The 21205-nt window shown below is 43.5% G+C and carries 17 protein-coding genes and 1 pseudogene; 7 read left to right on the top strand and 11 right to left on the bottom strand.

Features of this window, described 5'->3' with window-relative positions:
• Positions 1-139 precede the first annotated feature (139 nt).
• Positions 140-1174, top strand: a complete 1035-nt coding sequence (locus tag ACXAEA_RS05930) for a metal ABC transporter solute-binding protein, Zn/Mn family (RefSeq protein WP_475094991.1) — start codon at positions 140-142, stop codon at positions 1172-1174.
• Positions 1175-1311: 137 nt separating this feature from the next.
• Positions 1312-2556, top strand: coding sequence for a helix-turn-helix domain-containing protein (locus ACXAEA_RS05925; RefSeq protein ID WP_475094990.1), 1245 nt, complete (start codon positions 1312-1314; stop codon positions 2554-2556).
• Between the two features lie 77 nt (positions 2557-2633).
• Here ACXAEA_RS05925 and ACXAEA_RS05920 read toward each other — a convergent pair whose 3' ends face one another.
• Positions 2634-6353, bottom strand: a complete 3720-nt coding sequence (locus tag ACXAEA_RS05920; protein WP_475094989.1) for a S8 family peptidase — start codon at positions 6351-6353, stop codon at positions 2634-2636.
• Between the two features lie 573 nt (positions 6354-6926).
• Between ACXAEA_RS05920 and ACXAEA_RS05915 the strand changes: the two genes are divergently transcribed.
• The gene (locus ACXAEA_RS05915; protein ID WP_475094988.1) at positions 6927-7082 is read left to right on the top strand and encodes a DUF1540 domain-containing protein; all 156 of its coding nucleotides are present in this window, start codon (positions 6927-6929) and stop codon (positions 7080-7082) included.
• A 131-nt stretch (positions 7083-7213) separates the two neighbouring features.
• Complete coding sequence (locus tag ACXAEA_RS05910) at positions 7214-7714, top strand: CBO0543 family protein (protein WP_475094987.1); 501 nt, start codon at positions 7214-7216, stop codon at positions 7712-7714.
• A gap of 19 nt (positions 7715-7733) precedes the next feature.
• On the opposite strand, the gene hmpA is transcribed toward ACXAEA_RS05910, so the two are convergent.
• From hmpA to ACXAEA_RS05875, 7 genes are all read right to left on the bottom strand, one after another.
• Positions 7734-8948, bottom strand: a complete 1215-nt coding sequence (hmpA, locus tag ACXAEA_RS05905; RefSeq protein WP_475094986.1) for an NO-inducible flavohemoprotein — start codon at positions 8946-8948, stop codon at positions 7734-7736.
• A 187-nt stretch (positions 8949-9135) separates the two neighbouring features.
• On the bottom strand, positions 9136-10242 hold the full coding sequence (menC, locus tag ACXAEA_RS05900) for an o-succinylbenzoate synthase (RefSeq protein WP_475094985.1): 1107 nt from the start codon (positions 10240-10242) through the stop codon (positions 9136-9138).
• The gene (locus ACXAEA_RS05895) at positions 10232-11722 is read right to left on the bottom strand and encodes an o-succinylbenzoate--CoA ligase (RefSeq protein ID WP_475094984.1); all 1491 of its coding nucleotides are present in this window, start codon (positions 11720-11722) and stop codon (positions 10232-10234) included. Before ACXAEA_RS05895 ends, menC begins: the two co-directional genes overlap by 11 nt.
• Positions 11723-11807: 85 nt before the next feature.
• A complete protein-coding gene (gene menB, locus ACXAEA_RS05890; RefSeq protein WP_475094983.1) occupies positions 11808-12626 on the bottom strand; it encodes a 1,4-dihydroxy-2-naphthoyl-CoA synthase in 819 nt (272 codons plus the stop codon).
• Positions 12627-12641: 15 nt separating this feature from the next.
• Positions 12642-13451, bottom strand: coding sequence for a 2-succinyl-6-hydroxy-2,4-cyclohexadiene-1-carboxylate synthase (gene menH / locus ACXAEA_RS05885; protein WP_475094982.1), 810 nt, complete (start codon positions 13449-13451; stop codon positions 12642-12644).
• Positions 13448-15199, bottom strand: a complete 1752-nt coding sequence (gene menD, locus ACXAEA_RS05880) for a 2-succinyl-5-enolpyruvyl-6-hydroxy-3-cyclohexene-1-carboxylic-acid synthase (protein WP_475094981.1) — start codon at positions 15197-15199, stop codon at positions 13448-13450. Before menD ends, menH begins: the two co-directional genes overlap by 4 nt.
• Complete coding sequence (locus tag ACXAEA_RS05875; RefSeq protein WP_475094980.1) at positions 15196-16602, bottom strand: isochorismate synthase; 1407 nt, start codon at positions 16600-16602, stop codon at positions 15196-15198. The genes menD and ACXAEA_RS05875 overlap by 4 nt, the downstream gene beginning before the upstream one ends.
• A 330-nt stretch (positions 16603-16932) precedes the next feature.
• Here ACXAEA_RS05875 and ACXAEA_RS05870 point away from each other — a divergent pair, with 330 nt between their 5' ends.
• Positions 16933-17862: a 1,4-dihydroxy-2-naphthoate polyprenyltransferase gene (locus ACXAEA_RS05870; RefSeq protein WP_475094979.1), complete on the top strand. Its 930-nt coding sequence runs from the start codon at positions 16933-16935 to the stop codon at positions 17860-17862.
• Between the two features lie 109 nt (positions 17863-17971).
• Positions 17972-18739: a TraR/DksA C4-type zinc finger protein gene (locus tag ACXAEA_RS05865; RefSeq protein WP_475094978.1), complete on the top strand. Its 768-nt coding sequence runs from the start codon at positions 17972-17974 to the stop codon at positions 18737-18739.
• A 94-nt stretch (positions 18740-18833) separates the two neighbouring features.
• Here ACXAEA_RS05865 and ACXAEA_RS05860 read toward each other — a convergent pair whose 3' ends face one another.
• The 3 genes and pseudogenes from ACXAEA_RS05860 to ACXAEA_RS05850 all read right to left on the bottom strand — a co-directional run.
• Positions 18834-19277 carry a hypothetical protein gene (locus tag ACXAEA_RS05860; protein WP_475094977.1) on the bottom strand — a complete coding sequence of 148 codons (444 nt, stop codon included), beginning with the start codon at positions 19275-19277 and terminating at the stop codon, positions 18834-18836.
• A gap of 15 nt (positions 19278-19292) precedes the next feature.
• A complete protein-coding gene (locus ACXAEA_RS05855; RefSeq protein WP_475094976.1) occupies positions 19293-19736 on the bottom strand; it encodes a DUF2243 domain-containing protein in 444 nt (147 codons plus the stop codon).
• 66 nt (positions 19737-19802) lie between these two features.
• A pseudogene (locus ACXAEA_RS05850) lies at positions 19803-19916 on the bottom strand (cupin domain-containing protein); the annotation flags it as partial.
• 157 nt (positions 19917-20073) lie between these two features.
• On the opposite strand from ACXAEA_RS05850, the gene ACXAEA_RS05845 reads away from it, so the two are divergent.
• A complete protein-coding gene (locus tag ACXAEA_RS05845) occupies positions 20074-20943 on the top strand; it encodes an EamA family transporter (RefSeq protein ID WP_475094975.1) in 870 nt (289 codons plus the stop codon).
• The last annotated feature ends 262 nt before the right edge of the window (positions 20944-21205 follow it).

Here is a 21205-nt window from a genome sequence, read left to right as displayed (position 1 = left end):
AACCTTTTGTATGATACAGAAGGTAAATCGTAACCATTACGAATTAATATTTTTATTGATGGTCTAGTAAACTAAGAAAGCTAAAGAATCCGCTTCTAAATCGTAATGAGTCCGTTTTAATATTCAGGAGGCGCTAACAATGAAAAAAATCGCAATTATTTTATCCTTTATTATGTTAATCAGCATTTTTCTCAGCGGCTGTGCACAGGAATCAGCTGACAAAGACAAGGATGACAACATGCTGCAGGTATATACCACTGTATATCCGCTCCAGTTTTTCGCACAGCAGATCGGCGGCGACTATGTCAATGTTGAAACCATCTACCCCCCAGGAGCAGATGAGCATACATTTGAACCATCTCAAAAAGATATGATGGCACTGGCGGACTCAGACTTATTTTTCTATGTAGGCCTGGGGCTTGAAGGTTTTGTTGATAAAGCCAGCAAAACTCTGGAAAACGAGGATGTTAAAATGGTGCCCGTTGGAGAAACACTGCATCTCGAGGAAGGTGCCCAAGAGGATGAAGCTGGTCATGAAGACGAAGGCCACGAAGATGAAGCCGGACATGAGGATGGAACTGACCATGAGGATGAAACCGATCATGAGGAAGAAGCTAGCCATGAAGGTGAAGATGCCCACGATCACGGCGATGTCGATCCGCATGTCTGGCTTGACCCGATTTATGCGAATGAGCTGGCGTTGGCAATTAAGGAACAATTAGTTGAGCAAATGCCTGAGCATAAAGATACGTTCGAAAAAAATTACACGGAACTATCTGCCCAATTGAAAGCAATTGATCAGCAGTTTACAGAGGTTATTGACTCAGCAAAGCGGAAGGAGATCATCGTCTCCCACTCTGCCTACGGTTATTGGGAAGAGCGGTACGGTATCCACCAAATCAGTATTTCCGGCCAATCAACAACAAACGAGCCATCACAAAAAGAATTGCAGCAGTTGATCACACATGCAAAAGAAGAAAAGATTAAATATGTATTGAATGAGCAAAATTTTGATTCCAGGCTCGCTAAAATGGTTCAGGGTGAAATTGGTGCAAAATTGCTTACTCTCCACAATCTTTCTGTATTGACCGACGAAGATATAAAAAATGATGAAACTTACATTACATTGATGAAAAATAATATCGCTACCCTTGAAAAAGCGCTAAATGAATAATATTGACGACCTCCCAACAGGGAGGTTTTTTTAATGGAATTCCCTTTAAAATCCCAGAGTCCCACCCTCTTTTCCAACTCCCGAGCACCATGATAAAATTAGAAAAAGCAGAAAACAACTTAATAGGGGATGACATCATGTTAGAGGGGAAGATTATTAAGCTTTATCGGGAGCTACAGAAAATGAAGCAGAAGGATTTGGGAGCAGGAATCTGTTCAACTACCCATATCAGCAAAATCGAGCGGGGTTTAACCGAGGTCTCGGATGAAACAATCCTTTTGCTATGTCAACGTCTTGGAATCATGATGGAAGAGAAAGTTTCCGAGTACAAAAGTGTGGAGACTTTGCTAAAAAATTGGCTTGATGCGATTGTAAGGAATCAAAAGAAAAAGGCAGAGGAAATCAAGCATCAACTTGATCGAATGGAGCTTTTACATATCCCGGATTTTTATCGGACTTACACGATGGTGCTGACCAGATTTTATTTATCCATATCGGATGAGCATTTGTCTCAGAGGCTTATAGACGAGATGGATGCCTGGACCGGTTTGACAAAATATGAAGAGAATATGCTGCTGCATATCAAAGGTATTTTCTATCAATCCCTGAAACATGATTACGTTCGTTCAGTCTATTTTTTAGGTAAAATCAATCCCGAATATTATCCGAATCAGGAATACTATTATGATTTGGCCCGTGCTTATAATTTTCTCAATTCCCGAATCCTTGCCTTCTTTAATGCGAGTAAGGCCTTGGAGTTTTTTACGAAGACCCGCAATTTCTCCCGAATCATTGATACCGAAATGCTGATTTTGATCCAGCAGGAGCAATCGGAGGACTTTCCTTTCCTGAAAAGGGAGTATCAGAGGCTGATCGATATGACTGAGGATTATGGCCTTGAGCAGCATCGGGCAAGGCTGCACCATAACCTGGCCTACCTACATTTGATGCATGGATATTATAAAGAAGCAAGTGAATATTATAAAAAAGCGATGGATGCACGAGAATCTTCCAATCCCTTATACATGGGTTCGTTGGAGGGCTACCTCAACGCTTTATCTAAAGAGGGGAAAACGTCCAAACATAAATTGCTGAAGCTGGCAGAGGAAGGATTATCTTTAAGTAAAAGAGTGCCAGATCGGACATTCCTCCATTTGTTTACCTTGCACAATCATTCCATATCGGAAGAGGAAGAAAAGTACTATCAGTATCTGGAGACTCTGGCCATGCCCCACTTTGTTAAAAATGGCTATGGATTGACGGTAGAGTATTACTCAGTCAAGCTCTTTGATTATTATATGGATAAAAATGATCATGTTACTGCCAATAAATATGCTGGTTTGATTATTAGTAAAATCCCTCGCAAAAACCTATTTGTATGAGGCTCATTTTGTAAAGGATGTTTAACAGCTAGAGAAAAGAATAAAGATGCCCCTTTAAAGGCGGGCATCTTTTCACTTTATCTTAGTCCGTAAGCTTTGATGATTTCTTGTGAGATTTTGTTTCCTTCATCATCCCATGCGCTTGCCTTAAGAGAAACCGATGTAGCGCTCTTCGGGTTTTGGATGTCAGCCTGATAGCTGTCTCCGTTTCTGGAAAGTTTGACTTCACTCCATGTCTTCCCTTCGTCGAACGATACTTCAAGGGTGGCACCTGCGATATCCCCATAGCCGATCGCATTCTTCACCTTGCCAACTGAGAGTTCTAATGCTGTTGGCCCGTCCGCCAATGCATTCCCATTTACATCGGTATCGACTTGATAGTCCAGGGTCAGGAACGGAAGCTGTGTTTGCCATTCCTCTTGTGCTTCTGTCCAGAAGGTCCATTCCGTTTGAGTGCGGACTGAAGTATTCCAGCGCTCTGGGTCTCGTTTCGCTTCCGTGACTGCTCGGTATTGTGTGCGTTCTGCAGGAATACCGTATACATTCAAAGCCTGTCCCTTGCTTTCCTTGATCAAGGTATCTCCCTGGTAAAGCTTCACCGTCTGGTTTTGGTAAGAATCATCCCAATCCGTCCCGCCAGTATTCCCTTTTCCAGCATCTGCCCAAGCTGGTAGATTGATCTGCAAACCTGTTCCCTGTCGCTTTGGAGCCCAATACCCCTCACCCAGACTTGGACGCACAACTGGAGAGAACCAGTTTTCAGTCAGTTTCTCACCGCCGGCATAGGTTTGCAATGGCTGGCGAATTTGCCAGGTTGCATCCAGCACAGTAGCCTGGTGATACCATTTCGTTCCCTCTACGGCAGAAACGTATTCCGTACGTGCTCTTGGAAAGTCCACCTTGTATAAAAAGCCGATTGCACGACTTGCATGAGGGCGAAGGTCATAACGGAATTCTCCACCGGCCGCCTCAACGTGGGAATTATAGCGAGTATCGATGACCGCCAGTTCATTCATACTTGGAGCATAGGACAAATCGTCAGGTATAGATCCTTTATGGACATCCATTAAATCATATACATATGGAGAGTTAGTTTCCCCTTCCGCCTTCAACATAACGTTACCTGATTGAACAGCTTTCACAAGCTTATCCCCTTCGCTTTTGCTGATCGCTGCTACGGCGAGAGGGTTGTCTGTGTACTCTGGAGTCCCTGCATAGACACTGAATTCTTTATCTTCATTGTTTGTGATGATCAATAGCTTTGCTCCAGCAGCAGCGGCTGCAGTAGCCTGTTCGGAAACGCTCACTTCATCGTTTCGATTGACGATGACAGCTTTGCCTTCCACCTTTAGACGATCATAGCCATCTGCATTTCCTTTTCCGGCATAGACGGTGGATAGATTGTATTTTCCGTCCAAAAGCGTACTTCCCGCTAGTGGAATATCATCCAGTTCCTGACCGTTATAGCTCATCGTCAGCATAGGCTTTGTCATACGCCAGCGAGTCAGTTGCTCAAAGTTGCCATTCTTCACTTCAGTTGTTGGGACAGCATACATCTTATCCACCCAGACAGGCAGCAAATAAAGGCTGGACATCGGCGAACCTCCAAATGTCTGGTAATACTCCATGCGCCTGTATGTTGCCTCTGTTTTCTTCGGTACTTTTGCAGTGATTTCTTTTGCTTTTCTCGCATCCAGTTCGACTGTTTTCGGACCATTCAGCTCCACTTCCGGCTCTCCAACTAGGGCTACACCGTAATTGTCAGTTTCCACATCGACATCCATCAAGGACATGGCTGAGTAAGTGCCTGGCGGCAGGCGAAGCTCCAATGTACCGTCAACAGCATATACCCATGGCTGCATTTCTTCGCTGAATAATACCATATAGGCTAATCCGGGTGAGCCGTCACGGTCAGTTGCATTCAATGTGAGAGGATATCTTTCGTCTTCCTTAACCATTGCCATAGTGGTATGGACAACAGGCGTTCCTTCTGCTTTTGCTGTCAGGAATCCTTGATAACGGGATCCTGTTTCTCCCAAGGTAGAATCGAGGGTCACGTTTACGTCTACTGTGCCACCAGCAGGAACATTAATTGTATTTTCGGAAAGAGTCAACATACCAGCTGGCGCTTCCGCACCTTCTGCATTTGTAAATGTCGTTTCCAATTCTAAAGTGATGTCTTCTTGGCTTTCATTTGTATAGGTGACGACTTTTTCGACAGGAGCTGCCTGGTCGTGTGGCCACTTGAAGAAACCAAAGGAGATTGATCCAGTTGCCCTCACCTGCGTTTCGAGTGCATTTACTACATTCACTCGTCCTGTTCCAACCTGGTAAGGCTGGTAAGCATCAAGTTTGGTTGTTGAATTCATCAAGGCGTCTTTTAATGCATTCCCGTCCCAATCGGGGTATTTCTCTGCCAGTATTGCTGCTGCACCGGCAACATGTGGTGTTGCCATGGATGTTCCATTTAAGCTTTTGTATGAACCGCTTCCTGGAGAATACTGGGAGCGAGCTGCCACTATGTCAACACCAGGGGCGGATAGATCAGGCTTCAACCCCATATCTCCATAACGCGGCCCTTTGGAAGAGAAGTAGGCAAGCCTGTCCGATTTGTCCACAGCTCCTACCGTCAAAGCCAAATCTGCCGCACCAGGTGAACCGATTGTTCCTTCACTGCCTCGATTGCCTGCTGCGATGACGAATAAAGTGCCATTTTCTTCTGAGAGTCGATTAACTGCTTGAGCCATTGGGTCTGTACCGTCACTTGGTTCACTGCTTCCAAGACTCATGTTCACGATTTTCGCCTTCTCGGATGCCCATTCCATGCCATCGATGATCCAGGAGTCTTGACCATAACCAGCATCGCTCAATACTTTTCCAACTAAAAGGTTCGCGTCTGGTGCTACACCCTTGTATTTACTATCAGCTGCACCTGTACCGAGTATAGTGGAGGCAACGTGAGTTCCGTGGCCATTCTTATCGGCTGTTCCTTCACCGGGCACAAAGCTGACCGCTTCATCCAGTTGAGGGGTGATGTCAGGATGCTCCGCGTCAATACCGGTATCCAGTACCGCAACCTTGACTCCTTCACCAGTATATCCAGCTTCCCATGCAGTCGGTGCTCCAATCTGAGAAACGCTCTTGTCAAGAGAAGCTTCTACACGGCCATCAAGCCAGATTTTTTCTACCCCATATTCAAACTGGGAGGCTTTTTCAGGCCTATTGCTTTCAGTTTTTACCGTGACATCTTCCCAGAAAACCTTTGCCTCTTTCTTTTCAGCTGCAATTGCTGCTCCATTTATACTCTCCAGGTTCCGCACTTTTTTCGATCCTTTAGGGGTAACCTGGGCAGAGAAGCTTCTTGCCTTCGTTTCTTCATATTCCACAATAACTGGCAATGATTTCATGTTGTTGTCATCATATCCGTATTCGATCAACTTAGAAATGTTGAATAAGTCCTGATCCAGTTTTCCTTGAGCTAAATAAGGCATCGTAGAATTCGGGAATACATAGGTATCTTCCCCGATATTCAATACCCTGACCCCCTCGCCATCCTGGGCTGGCTCTACATTGATAAGGTATTTTCCATTCTCCAGGGTGGAGACTTTCACTACGTCCCCCGTTATCAGGGTAATGGTCCGGTCACCTGTTAAATTTGTGCTCGAAGAAATCGTGGGCTCTTCCGTAGTGCTCCCATTAGCGGATGCACCAAAAACACTGGTTTGAAATATGGAACCTGATAGCATGGATACGGCGAGCGATCCAGCCAAAAACGTCTTAGCGGATAGTTTTTTCATTAACATTCTCCTGTTCCAAAAGGTTATCGTAGATATGCTAAGTTGAGTAAGAATCATGATGAGGAAAAAAGATGATATGTAGTCTTAAAAACTAATTGAAAACTAGACTACGAAATAAGACGTGTCTTCACCTCCTAAAAAAACTATCCCATGCAGTTTTCTCAAACGGTGTAAATCAGGTCATGAAAGGAATTTCTAGTTGAGGGGTAAGGGATTATTTGAATTGTATAGTCGCACCCATCGGATTGACAAATGGTGTTTTCTAAGGGACTGAAGAACTATCTCGGAGTTGTATTATCGCAATAATGAAAATAAAATTAATAGATTCCTATACCAAATCTACTAAATATATAAGAAATGAGTTGGGGTTTTGAAGATAAAGCGACGGATTATGGAGTTTTTTGGATTTAAAAAATTATTTAACGACCATTGAAAGCAAGATAAAAGGTATTTGTGGGAAAAAAAGTGAGGAAACAAAATTAATCTGACCCAATTGCCTAATTTTAGCTGGAATGGACAGTGCTTTTTCACCGCATGCTAAAGTTGTATCAACCAAAAAGGAGTGGTACAGAAATGGCGAAGGATGTATTATGCGAAGTGAATAACTGTCAGTATTGGAAAGACGGCAACCGATGCAGCGCTGAACAAATCTATGTAGTCAGCCATTCCGGCGAGACAGCTGACAACAGCCGGGAAACAGACTGCAAAACGTTTGAAGCATTGAGCTAACGATGTAAGAAGACCGGGATACTCGGTCTTCTTGCTATTTTCCAGTTGCATCACTCTGTAATAAATGAAAGACGTGTTTGAGCTCATAATATTTCCTAAAAAAGCACATCTTATTTATCAGGGGTGATTTTGTGAAGGATAAAACAATTTTACATATAATAACCTTATTCGGAACAGCTGCAAGCATATTTTTTCTATCCCGTAAAAGAAGTGAATATAAAGATTGGTTCCTTATATTTTTATTTAAAACATTAATATCTACCTTACTTGACGGCCCAGTTATCAAGAAAAAATTTGTGCAATATCCATACCGTTATTTCCCAAAATTATTCGACTCAAATATCGTGTTTCTTTATATACTATTTCCTTTATCTTGTGTCATTTATAATCAATTTACTTATAAAATGAGCCCTCTAAAGACATTCTTCAGTGTTTTTCTTTTTAGTGTTCCAATGACAATTTTGGAAAGCTGGCTCGAAAAATACACCAGATTGGTGAGATACCGTAAAGGATGGAATGGCTACTATACCTTTTCTGTTCTCTCATTTACTTTCTTGTTAGTCAAGGTCTTCATCGAATGGATTCGCTCTATTGACCAAAAAAGAAACGATACAAACAGCACCCTTCCATGAAGAGTGCTGTTGTTTTTTATCATGCCTCCAGACTTGCCATTGGTCCGAAGAATTCGAAGTGGATACGATCTTCTGTTACCCCTAAGTCTTTTAAGGATGAGTTAATTGCTTTCATGAATGGCACAGGTCCGCAGAAGTAGAAGTCTGCTTCTGCAAGGTTTACATTTTCCTTAAGCCATTCTTTTGTAATATAACCTTCAACGTCAAAGCTTTTTTTCTGGCGGTCTTCATCTGTTGGCTGATCATAGAATACAACTAAATTCACTTTAGCTTTTGCTGCCGATGCTGCTACTTCATCTCTTAATGCATGGACTTTTCCGTTCTGTGCTGCATGGATGAAGGTAACCTCTTTTTCAGGCTGAAGGTCTGCTACTGTGTTCAGCATGCTGACCATCGGAGTTAGGCCGACACCTCCGCTTAGCAATACAACCGGTGTGTTCTTTTCAGTGTCAAGGAAGAAATCGCCCGCCGGAGCGCTGATACTGAGGATTTCCCCTTCCTCTACGCTGCTGTGAAGGAAATTGGATACCTTGCCATCAGGAGTTTCCATGCCAGCTTCCTTTTTGACGCTGATTCGGTAGTAGTCTTTTCCTGGTGCATCAGACAGGCTATACTGGCGGATATGAGTGAAATCTTCCCCTTCAATCTCAAGCTTGATACTGATGTATTGTCCTGGCTTAAATGAAGCAATTTCTTTTCCATCCACTGGTTTCAGATAGAAAGATGTGATGACTTCACTTTCCTCGATTTTATTGGCAACAATAAATGGACGGAAACCATCCCAGCCGCCTTTTTGGTTCGCTGCTGCATCATACATTTCAGCTTCAACAGAAATGAATGCGTCTGCAATGACGCCATAAGCCTCTGCCCATGCATTGATGATTTCATCTGTAGCAGCATCGCCAAGAACATCTTTGATTGCAATCAGCAAGTGCTTTCCAACGATTGGATAATGTTCAGCTTTGATGCCAAGGCTCCGGTGCTTATGCGCAATCTGATTTACAACCGGCAGGATCGCTTCGAGATTATCGATATATTTCGCCGCAGCATAGACTGTTCCAGCCAAAGCTCTTTGCTGTCTGCCTTGCTTCTGGTTTGCATGATTAAAAATATTCAAAAGTTCAGGATGATTTTCGAACATTGTTTTATAGAAGACTGTCGTGATTTGTTCACCATGGACTTCAAGAACCGGTACTGTAGATTTGATAATATCAATTGTTTTTTGATCTAGCATTTTATACACTCCCCTATGTCTTTAAATACTCTGTCGAGGCGTTTGCCTCATTCCCATAGTGATTATATAAAATAAAACCAGTGGACAAAGTGATACAAATCACACTTTTATAAAATAGTTATTTAGGGCTAATATTTGGGATTTAAACCGCACAATAAAAAGCACTGCCTAAGCAGTGCCTTAGCCGTTAAAAATGAAAGATTTCTTCAAAGACTGCAACTTCCTTCAACCGCTTCCTGTTCAATTCAAAGCCGATGCCCGGTTTGTCTGGAACTTCAATCATTCCGTTTACCACTTTGACCTCGGGCTTAATGATGTCTTCTTCCCAGTATCGGTCTGAACCGGAAATATCACCTGGAATCGTAAATCCTGACAAAGATGCTAGAGCGATGTTATGGGCCCTTGAAACACCGAATTCAATCATTCCGCCAGCCCAGACGGGAATGCCTTTAGAGTTACAATAATCATGGATCCTTTTTGCTTCTCTTATGCCGCCAACCCGGCCAATTTTTATATTGATTACTTTTGAGCTGCCGAGCTCTACAGCTTTCCTGGCATCATCAAATGAGACAATGCTTTCATCCAGGCAAATGGGTGTCTTGATTTGCGACTGAAGTCTGGCATGGTCAACAATGTCATCAAAACCAAGAGGCTGTTCAATCATCAGAAGTCCGAATTCATCAAGTGCTTTTAACCTGTCCACATCTGCTAATGTGTAGGCAGAATTAGCATCTGCCATCAATGGCAAATCGGGGAAATGCCTTCTGATTCCCGAGATATATTGATAATCATCCTCCGGGCTTATTTTAACTTTCACTCGCTTGAAGCCCTGTTCCAAATATACCTCAATCTGTCTAATCGCTTCCTGCAGATTGGGATTGCCAACCACTACACCAGAAGAGATGAATTCCATTGTCCCGCCGATAAGTGTCGAGAGCGGCACTTCCTCCTTCTTCGCCTGAAGATCCCAGAGTGCTGTCTCGATTGAGGACTTTGCCATATGGTTCCTTCTTACCGAACTAAACAAATCGAAGGCTTCATTTGCATGTCCAATGCCCTTTTCCTTCAAAAGCGGGATCAAAAAGTCCTTTAGCACATGATAGGAGGTTTGGACTGTCTCCTCTGTATACCACGGCGAAGAAAAAGCTACGCCCTCACCAAATCCAATCATACCATTGCGGTCCTCTACTTCGAGAATGATTGCTTCTCTCTCAGTCACTGAACCTAAATGGGTTGTAAATGGATGCTTTAATGGCATTTTTATAATCGATAATTTTACAGATTTAATCTTCATTGCTGTCACGCTCCGCCTCAAGGAACTCGCGCAGTTTTCGCCTTAGAAGTTTTTTAGCCGCGTTCCTTGGCAGGCTGTCAACAAAGTAGACTTTTTTCGGCAGCTTGTATTTTGCAAGTTTTTTCTCACACAGCAAAAACATTTCTTTTTCAGTAACACTGTGTTCACTCTTCACAATAAAAGCCACGGGAACCTGCCCCCATTGTTCATCGGCTGCTCCAATAACGCCTGCATCCGAAACTCCTGGATGGGACAGCAGTACACCTTCGATTTCAGCAGGATAAATATTCTCACCGCCTGAAATGATCAAATCTGAACGGCGGTCGAGGACATAGAGGAATCCGTCACTGTCCATATATCCAATGTCACCTGTGTAAAGCCATTTCTCGCGGATTTTATCAGCTGTTTCATCTGGACGGTTCAGATAGCCATTCGTTACATTTGGGCCTTTGACAATGATCTCTCCCTCAGCACCGGTCATTACATCTTTTCCATCTGAATCCACAATCCGAATCTGGTTCGGGAATAATGCTTTACCGGCAGAACCCAGGCGCTTAAGGCTATACTCCGGTGACAATGTAGCAAATTGGGACGATGTTTCTGTCATCCCATAAGTCTGAAAAACAGGAAAATCTTTTTCGATGCAGGCTTCAAGCAATGGCAGAGGTGCTGGTCCCCCGCCAAGCAGCATGCAGCGGAATGCTAATGGCAATTTTCCATCCTTTAGTTCTGAGAGAATCCTCCTCAGCATCGTGCTGACAACAGACATAATCGTAATTTGATGTTTGCGTATATCCTCGATAGCCTTTTTTTCATCGAAGCCAGAATGGAGGATGACTGGCATTCCGTATATCTGGCTCCGCATTAAAATGGAGTAGCCGCTGATATGGAAGATTGGCACAGTACATAGCCATTTATCCTGTTCATGCAGGCCTAGATTAAGCGCTGATGCATTTGCGCTCCACCAATGGTTGCCGTACGTCTGCATGACGCCTTTTGGGTTACCCGTCGTTCCTGATGTATACATGATCGTCGTGACAGCCTGTAAATCATATTCTTCCAGGATTGCCGCTTCGCTATCTTCTAACTGACTAAGTTCATCTGTATTGATGATTCTTATTTCCGAGTTCATTAATGCCACTTTTTCAGTGAAGCGCGCTTCATAAACCAATACCTGAGCGTGGCAATCATTCAACTGCCATCTCAGCTCTTCAGAAGTAAGGCGGTTGTTCAAGATGACAGCCTGTATGCCAGACATCTGCAACGCATATAAAATGAAAACTGATTCAGCCTGGTTGGAAAACAGGACTGCTGCTGTAGAGCCTTGCTTAAGGCCAAGAGTTCCAAGCTTGCCGGCGAATTTTTCCGCCCTTTCAAAAACGTCCTTAAACGTATATGTATCATTATCAAACAGTAATGCTTCACGAACAGGAGACAGATCCGCTCGCTTTTTCAGCCAATTTGGCATGGTTTCAGTCATTGATGTCACCTCTCTTCGTTATACGAAAACAGCCTGATGGATATCCATCAAGCTGTTTTAAATTTCTTTTAAAAAGAGATTTTGATCAAGGGAACCTTGGGAACTGGCCGAAGTCTGGCTTGCGCTTTTCCTTAAAGGAATCGCGGCCTTCTTTGGCTTCATCCGTTGTGTAGTAAAGCAATGTTGCGTCACCTGCGAACTGCTGCAATCCAGCAAGTCCATCAGTGTCAGCATTCATTGCTGCTTTCAGGAAGCGCAGGGCTGTAGGGCTCTTCTCAAGGATCTCTTCACACCACTTGATTGTTTCCTCTTCAACCTGGTCAAGAGGCACAACAGTGTTGACAAGGCCCATATCCAAAGCTTCCTGGGCATTGTATTGGCGGCATAGGAACCAGATTTCGCGAGCCTTCTTGTGGCCAACGATTCTTGCTAAATAGCCTGAACCATAACCAGCGTCGAAGCTGCCTACTTTAGGTCCAGTCTGTCCGAAAATTGCATTGTCAGCTGCGATTGTCAGGTCACATACGACGTGAAGCACATGGCCGCCGCCGATTGCGTAGCCTTTTACCTGAGCGATTACCGGCTTAGGAATTACACGGATCAAGCGCTGAAGGTCAAGGACATTCAAGCGTGGGATCTGGTCATCGCCAACATAACCGCCATGGCCTCGGACTTTTTGGTCTCCACCTGAGCAGAATGCATCATCGCCAGCACCTGTAAGAACAATAACCCCAACACTGGAATCATCGCGTGCATAAGCAAAAGCGTCGATTAGTTCCATAACCGTTTTTGGACGGAATGCGTTGCGCACTTCCGGGCGGTTGATGGTAATTTTCGCGATGCCATTATATGTTTCATACAAAATATCTTCATACTTGCGTTCTGAAACCCATTCAACTGTCATCAAGACAACCTCCTATTATGTATTCGACAAAAACTCACTTACTATTGTACCAAACTTTTCAGGTTCTTCCACATGAATTGCATGTCCGCAATCATTTATCGACAAATGCCTGGCTTTTGGAAGCCTCGAAGACATTTCAGCCGCGATTTCACAAAACTTTTCATCCAGCGTGCCAGTAATCAAAAGAGTCTCGAAATCGAAGTTTCCTAGCTTACTCCACCATGAAGGCTGGGAACCTGTTCCCATCCCACGCAGACTGTTCGCCAGACCAACAGGGTTATTTTGAAGTCTTTGACTCCTTATTTGTGCCCTCACTTCTTCTGGAAGATTCAATTGGGATTGAAATAGTGGTATCGACTCCCAATGATCAATAAACTTTTCCAGTCCTTCTGCTTCTATCCTTGAAGCCAGCTTATGATCCTGCTCGATCCGCGCTTCCCTGTCCGCCTGGTTTTCAAGGCCAGGCGTGGTACTCTCCAGAATCATCTTTCGAATTCTTTCTGGATATAGGCTGGCGAATGTGATCGCTATGCGGCCGCCCATGGAATATCCAAGCAAATCCGTTTTTTCGATCTCGAGCTGATCTAATAATCCTATTAAATCATGAGCGGCTTTATTGATTTCATATCGTCCCATATCGCCTGGCGATTCAGTTTCTCCATGACCAATCAGGTCAATCATCAAGAGCTCTGAATGGTTTCCCCACATAGGACAAAACGGCTTCCATGTAGAAGCCGCCCCTGTAAAACCATGGAGCAACAAAAGGGGAAAACCGTCACCACACTGTTCGACATGATATCGGACGCCGTTGATCAACGGTTTCATTTCGTGTCACCTTTTAGCATAGTCGTTATTTCCCGGGAAACAGATTTCCACAAATCTCGATGTTCCTTCAGGTTTGAATCCCTCGTTGTCTGGATTTCCATCACTTTTAAGCCTCGGTTCGCCTTATTTTCTGCAAAAACATCAGAAAAATGATCCCAGTCTCGGATTAAGTCATATTTCCCATTATACATTTCGACAACATGACTGAAATCCAGGCCTAAAGGTGTCCCGAAAAGCATTTCAAAGTGCTTTGGTTCATTTGCTTGTGGCAGGAAGGAAAAGATCCCACCGCCATTGTTGTTGATCAGCAGGATATTGATATCGATATTGTACAATTTAGAAGCTAATAGTCCATTCATGTCATGGTAGAAGGTAAGGTCCCCAAGCACCAGATAGCAAGGCTGAGACACACTTGCTACTCCGAGGGCCGTCGAGACGATACCGTCAATTCCGTTCGCACCCCTGTTAGCCATTACCTTGATGTTCTTCTTATTGAACAGGAAGAATGAATCAAGGTCCCGGATTGGCATGCTGTTGCCCACAAACAGTGTTGCACCCTCTGGAAGCATTTCAGCCAGCTTATGGAACAGTTTTCCCTCGCTTAATTCGTCTACCTGAGAAATTGCTGATAGTTGCTCTTTTGTTGCTGTGTTTACTTCCAGCCATTTTTCAAAATAGGCTTGCTCACTAGATTCTTCAACTAATCTACTGATTTTTTCACAAAATACGGATTCGTCGCAATAAAGCATATTGGAAGCAGACATCGTAGGCTCACGCCAGCCAGCACCACTGTCGACCACGAATTGAGGTATATCGCGGTTTTCTTTAATAAAGATTGTCAGGGCTTTGGAAATTGGCATGGCTCCAAACCGGATGATTACATCAGGCTTTACTGCTTCTTTTGCATCGTCATTTCGTAAAAATGCATCATAGGCATCTATAATATAAAGTCCATCATGATTTCCACTCCGCAATTGGGAAAGCGGATCAGCAAGGATAGGGAATTTCAATTTTTCAGCAACAGCTATTACTCGATTGGTAAATTCACTGTTGTCGATTTGTCCGCAGACAATGACACCCTTTTTATATGCTGAAAGATCTTTGGCAATTCGTTCAAACATTCCATCCGATAAACTGAGATGACCATTCTCGATTTCCACATACCCGCCTGTACGTTCAGTCTGCTCGAACATGTTTTCATCCATAATCGGAATCAATGGCTCCCTGAACGGGAAATTCAAATGGACTGGGCCCTGTGGATAGCTTGAAGCGGTAGCTGCGGCCCTTCCGCAGACAGTCCGTGCATAACGGATCATATCTTCCGCCTTTTCTGGAGGAGCCATTTCGACAAACCATTTTACATTTTTCCCATATAGATGAATCTGGTCAATTGCCTGCGGTGCGCCGACATCACGTAATTCGTGCGGACGGTCTGCGGTGAGGACAATTAATGGGATCCTGGAAATGCCCGCTTCAATGACAGCAGGATAATAGTTCGCCGCAGCCGTTCCTGATGTGCATAGAAGCGCTACAGGCTTATGAGTCGCTTTCGCTATGCCAAGCGCAAAGAAAGAAGCAGAGCGCTCATCCACCTGGATATGAACGCGCAGTTCCGGATGTTCAGCCATCACCAATGCCATCGGCGTTGATCTCGATCCAGGACTGATTACTACATCCTTCACTCCAGTTTTGGACAATTCGGCAACGAAAGCTGCGATATATGCTGTTAAATCTTCCTGGTGGCTCATTTATTCTCTCCTCCAAGTGCTGCAAGCATCGGCCGGAACTTGATGCTAGTTTCTTTATACTCGCTTTCGGCATTTGAATCTGCCACGATTCCACATCCGGCAAATAGTGAGGCTTCATTGCCCTGAATAAGACCGGATCGGATTGCGACAGCGTATTCCCCGCTTCCTTTTCCATCCATCCAGCCTACAGGCGCGGCATAAAATCCTCTGTCAAGCTGTTCCACTTCCCTGATTTTCTCGACGGCAGCGTGTTTTGGCAGTCCGCCCAGAGCAGGGGTTGGATGCAGCCTTTTAACTAAATCGAGCAAGGAAGTTCCTTCCCGGTTTCTTCCGACTACAGGGGTATATAAATGCTGGATATATTTCATTTTCATTAATGCCGGTTTTTCAGGCAGGGTCACTTCATCACAGGTCTCCTGCATTGCTTCCTTGATCATATCGACCACATATTTATGTTCAATCAGGTTTTTCTGGTCAGTTAAAAGCTCATTGCCCAGCATTTCATCCTCTTCAGGAGTAGCTCCCCTTGCAATTGAACCTGCCAGGCAGGCTGAAAAGAGACTGTCTCCATCCTTCTTGACCAGTCTTTCTGGTGAAGCTCCGATGAAGCAATCCCCATTAGATTCAAAGGCAAATGTAAAGCTTTCCTTCTGGGTCCTGAGAAGGTTCTCAAGGGCACTTTCTGCTAGGACTTTATCCTTGAAATAAAGACGAAGCTCCCGGGCAAGTACAACTTTTTTCAGCTCGCTGCCTTTAAAGCCGTTGACAACATTTGTTACAGTCTGTTTCCATGCCTCTGGCTCAATTTCGACGATTTCCTTCAGTTCAAGCATGGAAGGCTCTGGTTTTTGAACAGCCTGGGCCAGGACATCTTCCCGCTCCTTCAGCACTTTATCAAAAAGTGATTCATCATCATGCTGGGTGCAGACTACATTAGTCGTAAAATACGCCTCACCTTTGTTGATTGTCAGCATATATTTCGGGATATGGAAAAGAGCTTCGGAAAACTTTGACCATAATGCTGTTCTCTTTTTTAATGGATCAAAAGAAAACCCGCCAAACATCGTTGGTCCCGTACCGTTCAGATTAAATTTATTAAAAACAAGGGCAGAATCCATGAAGCGCTTCCACTCTTCTTCAACATGAAAAAAGCGGTCAGCTCCCTGATCCGACTGGATTTGTCCGCATATACCCAAACCTGTTAGATAGAACTTCGATTCAGGATCCTTCCAAAAAAAGCGTTCCCCAAAAAACTTTTCACTTCCTGAGGCAAAAAAATAAAAAGGATCAACTTGATCTATTTTATGGACTTCACTGACCAATACAGACTGAGATCGTCCTTTGGCCCGCTCAATCGCATCAAGGATTCCCTGTCTTAGTTCTGTTTCTTGAATGGCAACCAAAAATATCCCCCCAATAACAGCCTCTCATCTGTTATCACACGTTTTAAAGCTTATTTTAAGATACACCTCATACACTGCGATGTCAATAATGGCGGGCTTTCCATGCCTATTATTATCCTTATTATATATTTCACGATTTCCCACAGGCTCAAGCTGGAAAATACAACCTTTTCATGTGTGAAAATACTAATTGACAGTGTCTATGTGAATATCTACACTAATAATTGTAAGGTAATTTTGCCTATAAGTGAAAGGTCTTTTTGACAATTTCAGCTCTTTTCGATAAAATATTAAGGTTTGATAGATTGATATTAAGGGAGAGAATTAGATATGCAACCACAGATACAGCCTAGTTCTTCACCAGCAGTCAATGGAGCAAACTGGAGGGTCTGGTGGCAGCTTACACGGCCGCACACCCTGACAGCTGCATTTGCACCTGTTCTTCTCGGGACTGCATTAGCTATAGATTTCAATGGAATCCATTGGGGATTATTTCTCGCGATGTTGATAGCGAGTCTGTTGATTCAGGCCGCAACGAATATGTTCAATGAATATTATGATTTCAAACGTGGACTTGATAACGAAAATTCCGTCGGCATCGGCGGTGCAATCGTCCGTCATGGCATCAAGCCAAAAACGGTCTTGAACCTGGCATTCGGCCTCTATGGAATTTCGGTTCTTCTTGGCGTCTATATTTGCATGAGCACCAGCTGGTGGGTCGCTGCAGTCGGAGTCGTTTCCCTGGCAGCAGGCTACCTTTACACAGGCGGTCCATTGCCAATAGCCTATACACCGTTTGGGGAGCTTGTCGCAGGCTTTTTCATGGGTGTTTTGATCATCCTGATTTCTTTTTACATCCAGACTGGCACAGTAACGACAACTAGCGTTCTTGTATCGATTCCAAGCTTTTTGCTTGTCGGTGCGATCCTCCTTGCGAATAATATTCGCGACCTTGATGGCGACAAAGAATTTGGCCGGAAGACATTGGCCATCCTTCTTGGCCGAAAAGGAGCGATCAGGCTGCTTGCCGGAATGTTCATCGTTTCTTATGCCTGGGTCATCGGTTTGATCCTTTCAGGAGTCGTGTCTCCTTGGCTCGCGATCGTTGCACTCAGTATTCCAAAGGCAGTCAAAGCTACAAAAGGTTTCATCGGGAAATCTAACCCGCTGCAAATGATGCCGGCAATGGCAGCAACTGCACAAACCAATACAATCTTTGGATTGCTTTTATCGATCGGTATTTTCATCGGTTTAATCTAATCAGATTTGTGAAGCTTCTGCCACCGGCGGAAGCTTTTTCTATGTTTCTTACCATCATGAGCGGGTATTTAGTACGTATGACACGAATCAAACTTAAGGATGTGTAAATATGCTGACAAATGACCAGCTTAACAGATTAAAACAAATGCTGAATGATGAAAAAGAAACACTCACTTCACAAATAGATAGCAATGAAGAAAATGGCTACCTGGAGGGCAGCCAGCGTGATGCAACCGGTGAATTGTCTTCTTACGACAATCACCCCGCTGACAGTGGGACCGAGCTGTTTGAGCGCACCAAGGATCTTGCAATAGACGAGCATCATCAGGAACAGATTGATAAAATTGACCTTGCACTAAACGCAATTGAAGAAGGCACCTATGGTAAATGTGCGGAGTGCGGAAAAGAAATTATGTTTGAACGCCTGGAAGCAGTACCATATACACTGTACTGCGTTGAACATTCACAAAATCAGGGGCTTTCAGACAGTCGTCCGGCAGAAGAGGATATCCTTGAGCAAACTCACCAGGCTGATTTTGACCGCCGCCAAAACGATGAAATGGCTGACAGCAGGAACAGCTTTAATGATGTTGCAGAATTTGGCACATCAGAAACTCCGTCAGATCTAATTGGCGATCACGCAGACTATAATAAGCTTTATATAGATAATGAGAAAGAAAAAGGCTTCACTGAAGACTACGAGTCCTTCAGCGCTACAGGCATAGAGGGTAATGACCGCCAAGTGTTCCAAAGTGAGAGCGAAGAAGAGTACGAGGACATGCTCGATGAAGCAGGCATGGAATCCCAGCTCGGAGACATCCCTTATAAAGAGGGCGATAGTTATATTGAAGATGAAGATAAAAAAGATACAAAATAACGACAACAGCCTCAGTTCGAAGAATCGGACTGAGGCTTCTTTTTAGATATTATCGCTCGCTAATGCTTATTACGCTTAACAATATTTCTTTCAATCAGTTGTCCACGACAATTCTTTTCTGAATCGGCTGTCCACTATGATACAATGCTCCATGATCGTTGGAGTTGAGTGTGACGATAATCTCATTTTTTCCCTTTTTCAAAGAACCCAGATTATAGAATTCTCCATAAAGCCGATTGAGCTTTTTGCCATTAACGAAGATATGGGCATGTCCTTCATTATAGCTCGGAGCCTTCATTCCTACCCTTTGCGGCGCAAATGAGAAGTGAGTGGTTTCTACTTTTAAAAGCCAGGTGCCCGACAAGTCAGGTGTAACTTTTATGTCCAGGGAAGGTACCTTGTATCCTGCTGGAATTTCAACCACCCCGTGCTGCATATGGCTGGCTGACGAAGTATTATGTTCATTATTGTTTATAAAATAAACAAAGAATAGGATAAACGGGATGAAAAAAGTCAAAAAACTCCTGAATCTTTTCATGCTTGTATTTCCCCCTTACGCATTCGCTTCAAGCCGCTTGATCATAAATCCGATGATCAAAAGCAAGAGTCCAATCGCTAAAAACATCAAATCATACATCATTGGATTTTCAGCCATTGGCTTGACCCGGTGAACCTGCAGAATATGATGGTCCACTATTCCTTCTACAAGATTGAATGAGCCGCCGCCGATGAAAATTCCTCCAAGGAAAATCTTCCAGCTGTCACCCAGCTCATTTTTCCTTGCATCCTGAAAGATCTTCACGGCCCCCCAGACGAGTTTTGCAGAAAATAGGGCAGTGAATAAACCGTCTGTAAAAATCTCTAGTCTGATATTTGGGCTGAGGATCATATGATGCCACTGAAGGAGCTGGTGAAAAACAATCCCATCAATCGCCCCTACTACTCCTAACCCCAAGATAATTCCGGCGATAAATAAGTTCTTATTTTCTTTTTTCAACTAAAACACCCTTTACTAAGTACTATCATGATTAGTGCCCAAACTAGGCGAAATTTATACAAAAACGATGAACTGATCGCCTGTTTCATGTACTTCCAAGCCAATGTCATCTCCCACAACGATGCTCATGACAGTAACATGCAAATTGCTACCTGCCCAGATTGTACGGAACGTTTCATTCAGACGCTTTTTCCAGTCCATCTTCACAGGTATAAAATGGAAATTTATCAATCTCGTTGTACGGCTGAGTTCCTGGATGTTGGTCAAGAATATTTTAATCACAGAATCCCAAACTAAAAGCGTGAACAACAGTACTAAAAAGAAATGGTGATAAACTATGAGTATTATCCTGGCTTTATTGGCCGCGCTTTTTGCTTCCTTCACAGCCATTCTCGCAAAAATAGGAATTGAAGATGTCGATTCGAATTTGGCTACTGCCGTCAGGACTGTCGTTGTTGTGATTATGGCGTATATAATGGTCGTCATTACCGGACAAACCGGAAACATCATGGCAGTATCAACGAAATCCTTCATTTTTCTGATTCTTTCAGGCCTGACTACAGGCTTATCCTGGCTTTGCTTTTTCAAAGCAATTCAAATTGGGGATGTATCAAAAGTTGTCCCGATTGATAAAGCAAGTGTCGTGTTAACGATTGTTTTATCTTTTATTATCCTTAAGGAACCTGCAACAGCACCAGTAGTAGCTGGCGGCATCATCATCTCAATTGGAACCTTTGTTTTAATCGGGAAAGATAAGAAGAAAAATGAGGAGAAAAGGTTTTTTAATACGAAATCGTATATTTTTCTTGCCATTCTGTCAGCAATCTTTGCCGCAGCAACAAATATTTTAGCTAAAATCGGAATTGAGGATGTCGATTCAAATGTTGCCACATTTATCAGGACGGTTGTAATCATCATTTTTGCCTGGGGAATCGTGTTTTTTCAAGGTACTGTGAAGGAAATGAAAAAAATCTCAAGGAGATCCTACATATTCCTGATTCTCTCCGGAGCAGCTACAGGATTCTCATGGCTATGCTACTTTGCAGCCCTTGCCCTTGGAAAAGTCAGTGTCGTCAACCCAATTGATAAATTCAGTGTTGTTCTCACGATGATCTTAAGCTTTATCATTTTAAAAGAAAAGCCAACGAAATCGACGGTTGCAGGGGCCATCCTGATTACGATTGGAACAGCGCTACTTATTCTATAGTGGTGTGGTTCAGCATCCTTGGGAATTGCTGGCAATGCATGTTTCTATGTTACTTATTTGTGTTCTCAAAACCGGTAGGGGCTTATAGAAGTGTTCTATGTTCCCTTTTTCTAATTCTCTATCCTGTTTCGGGCTTATAGAAGTGTTCTATGTTACCTCTTTTGATTTTCAACCTTGTTTCGGGCTTATAGAATCATTCTATGTTCCCTTTTTCTGACTCACAACCCTGTTTTGGGCTTATAGAAATGTTCTATGTTACCTC

This window comes from Mesobacillus sp. ABV4_180, from assembly GCF_056158485.1.
This window is presented reverse-complemented; position numbering and strand designations above follow the sequence as displayed.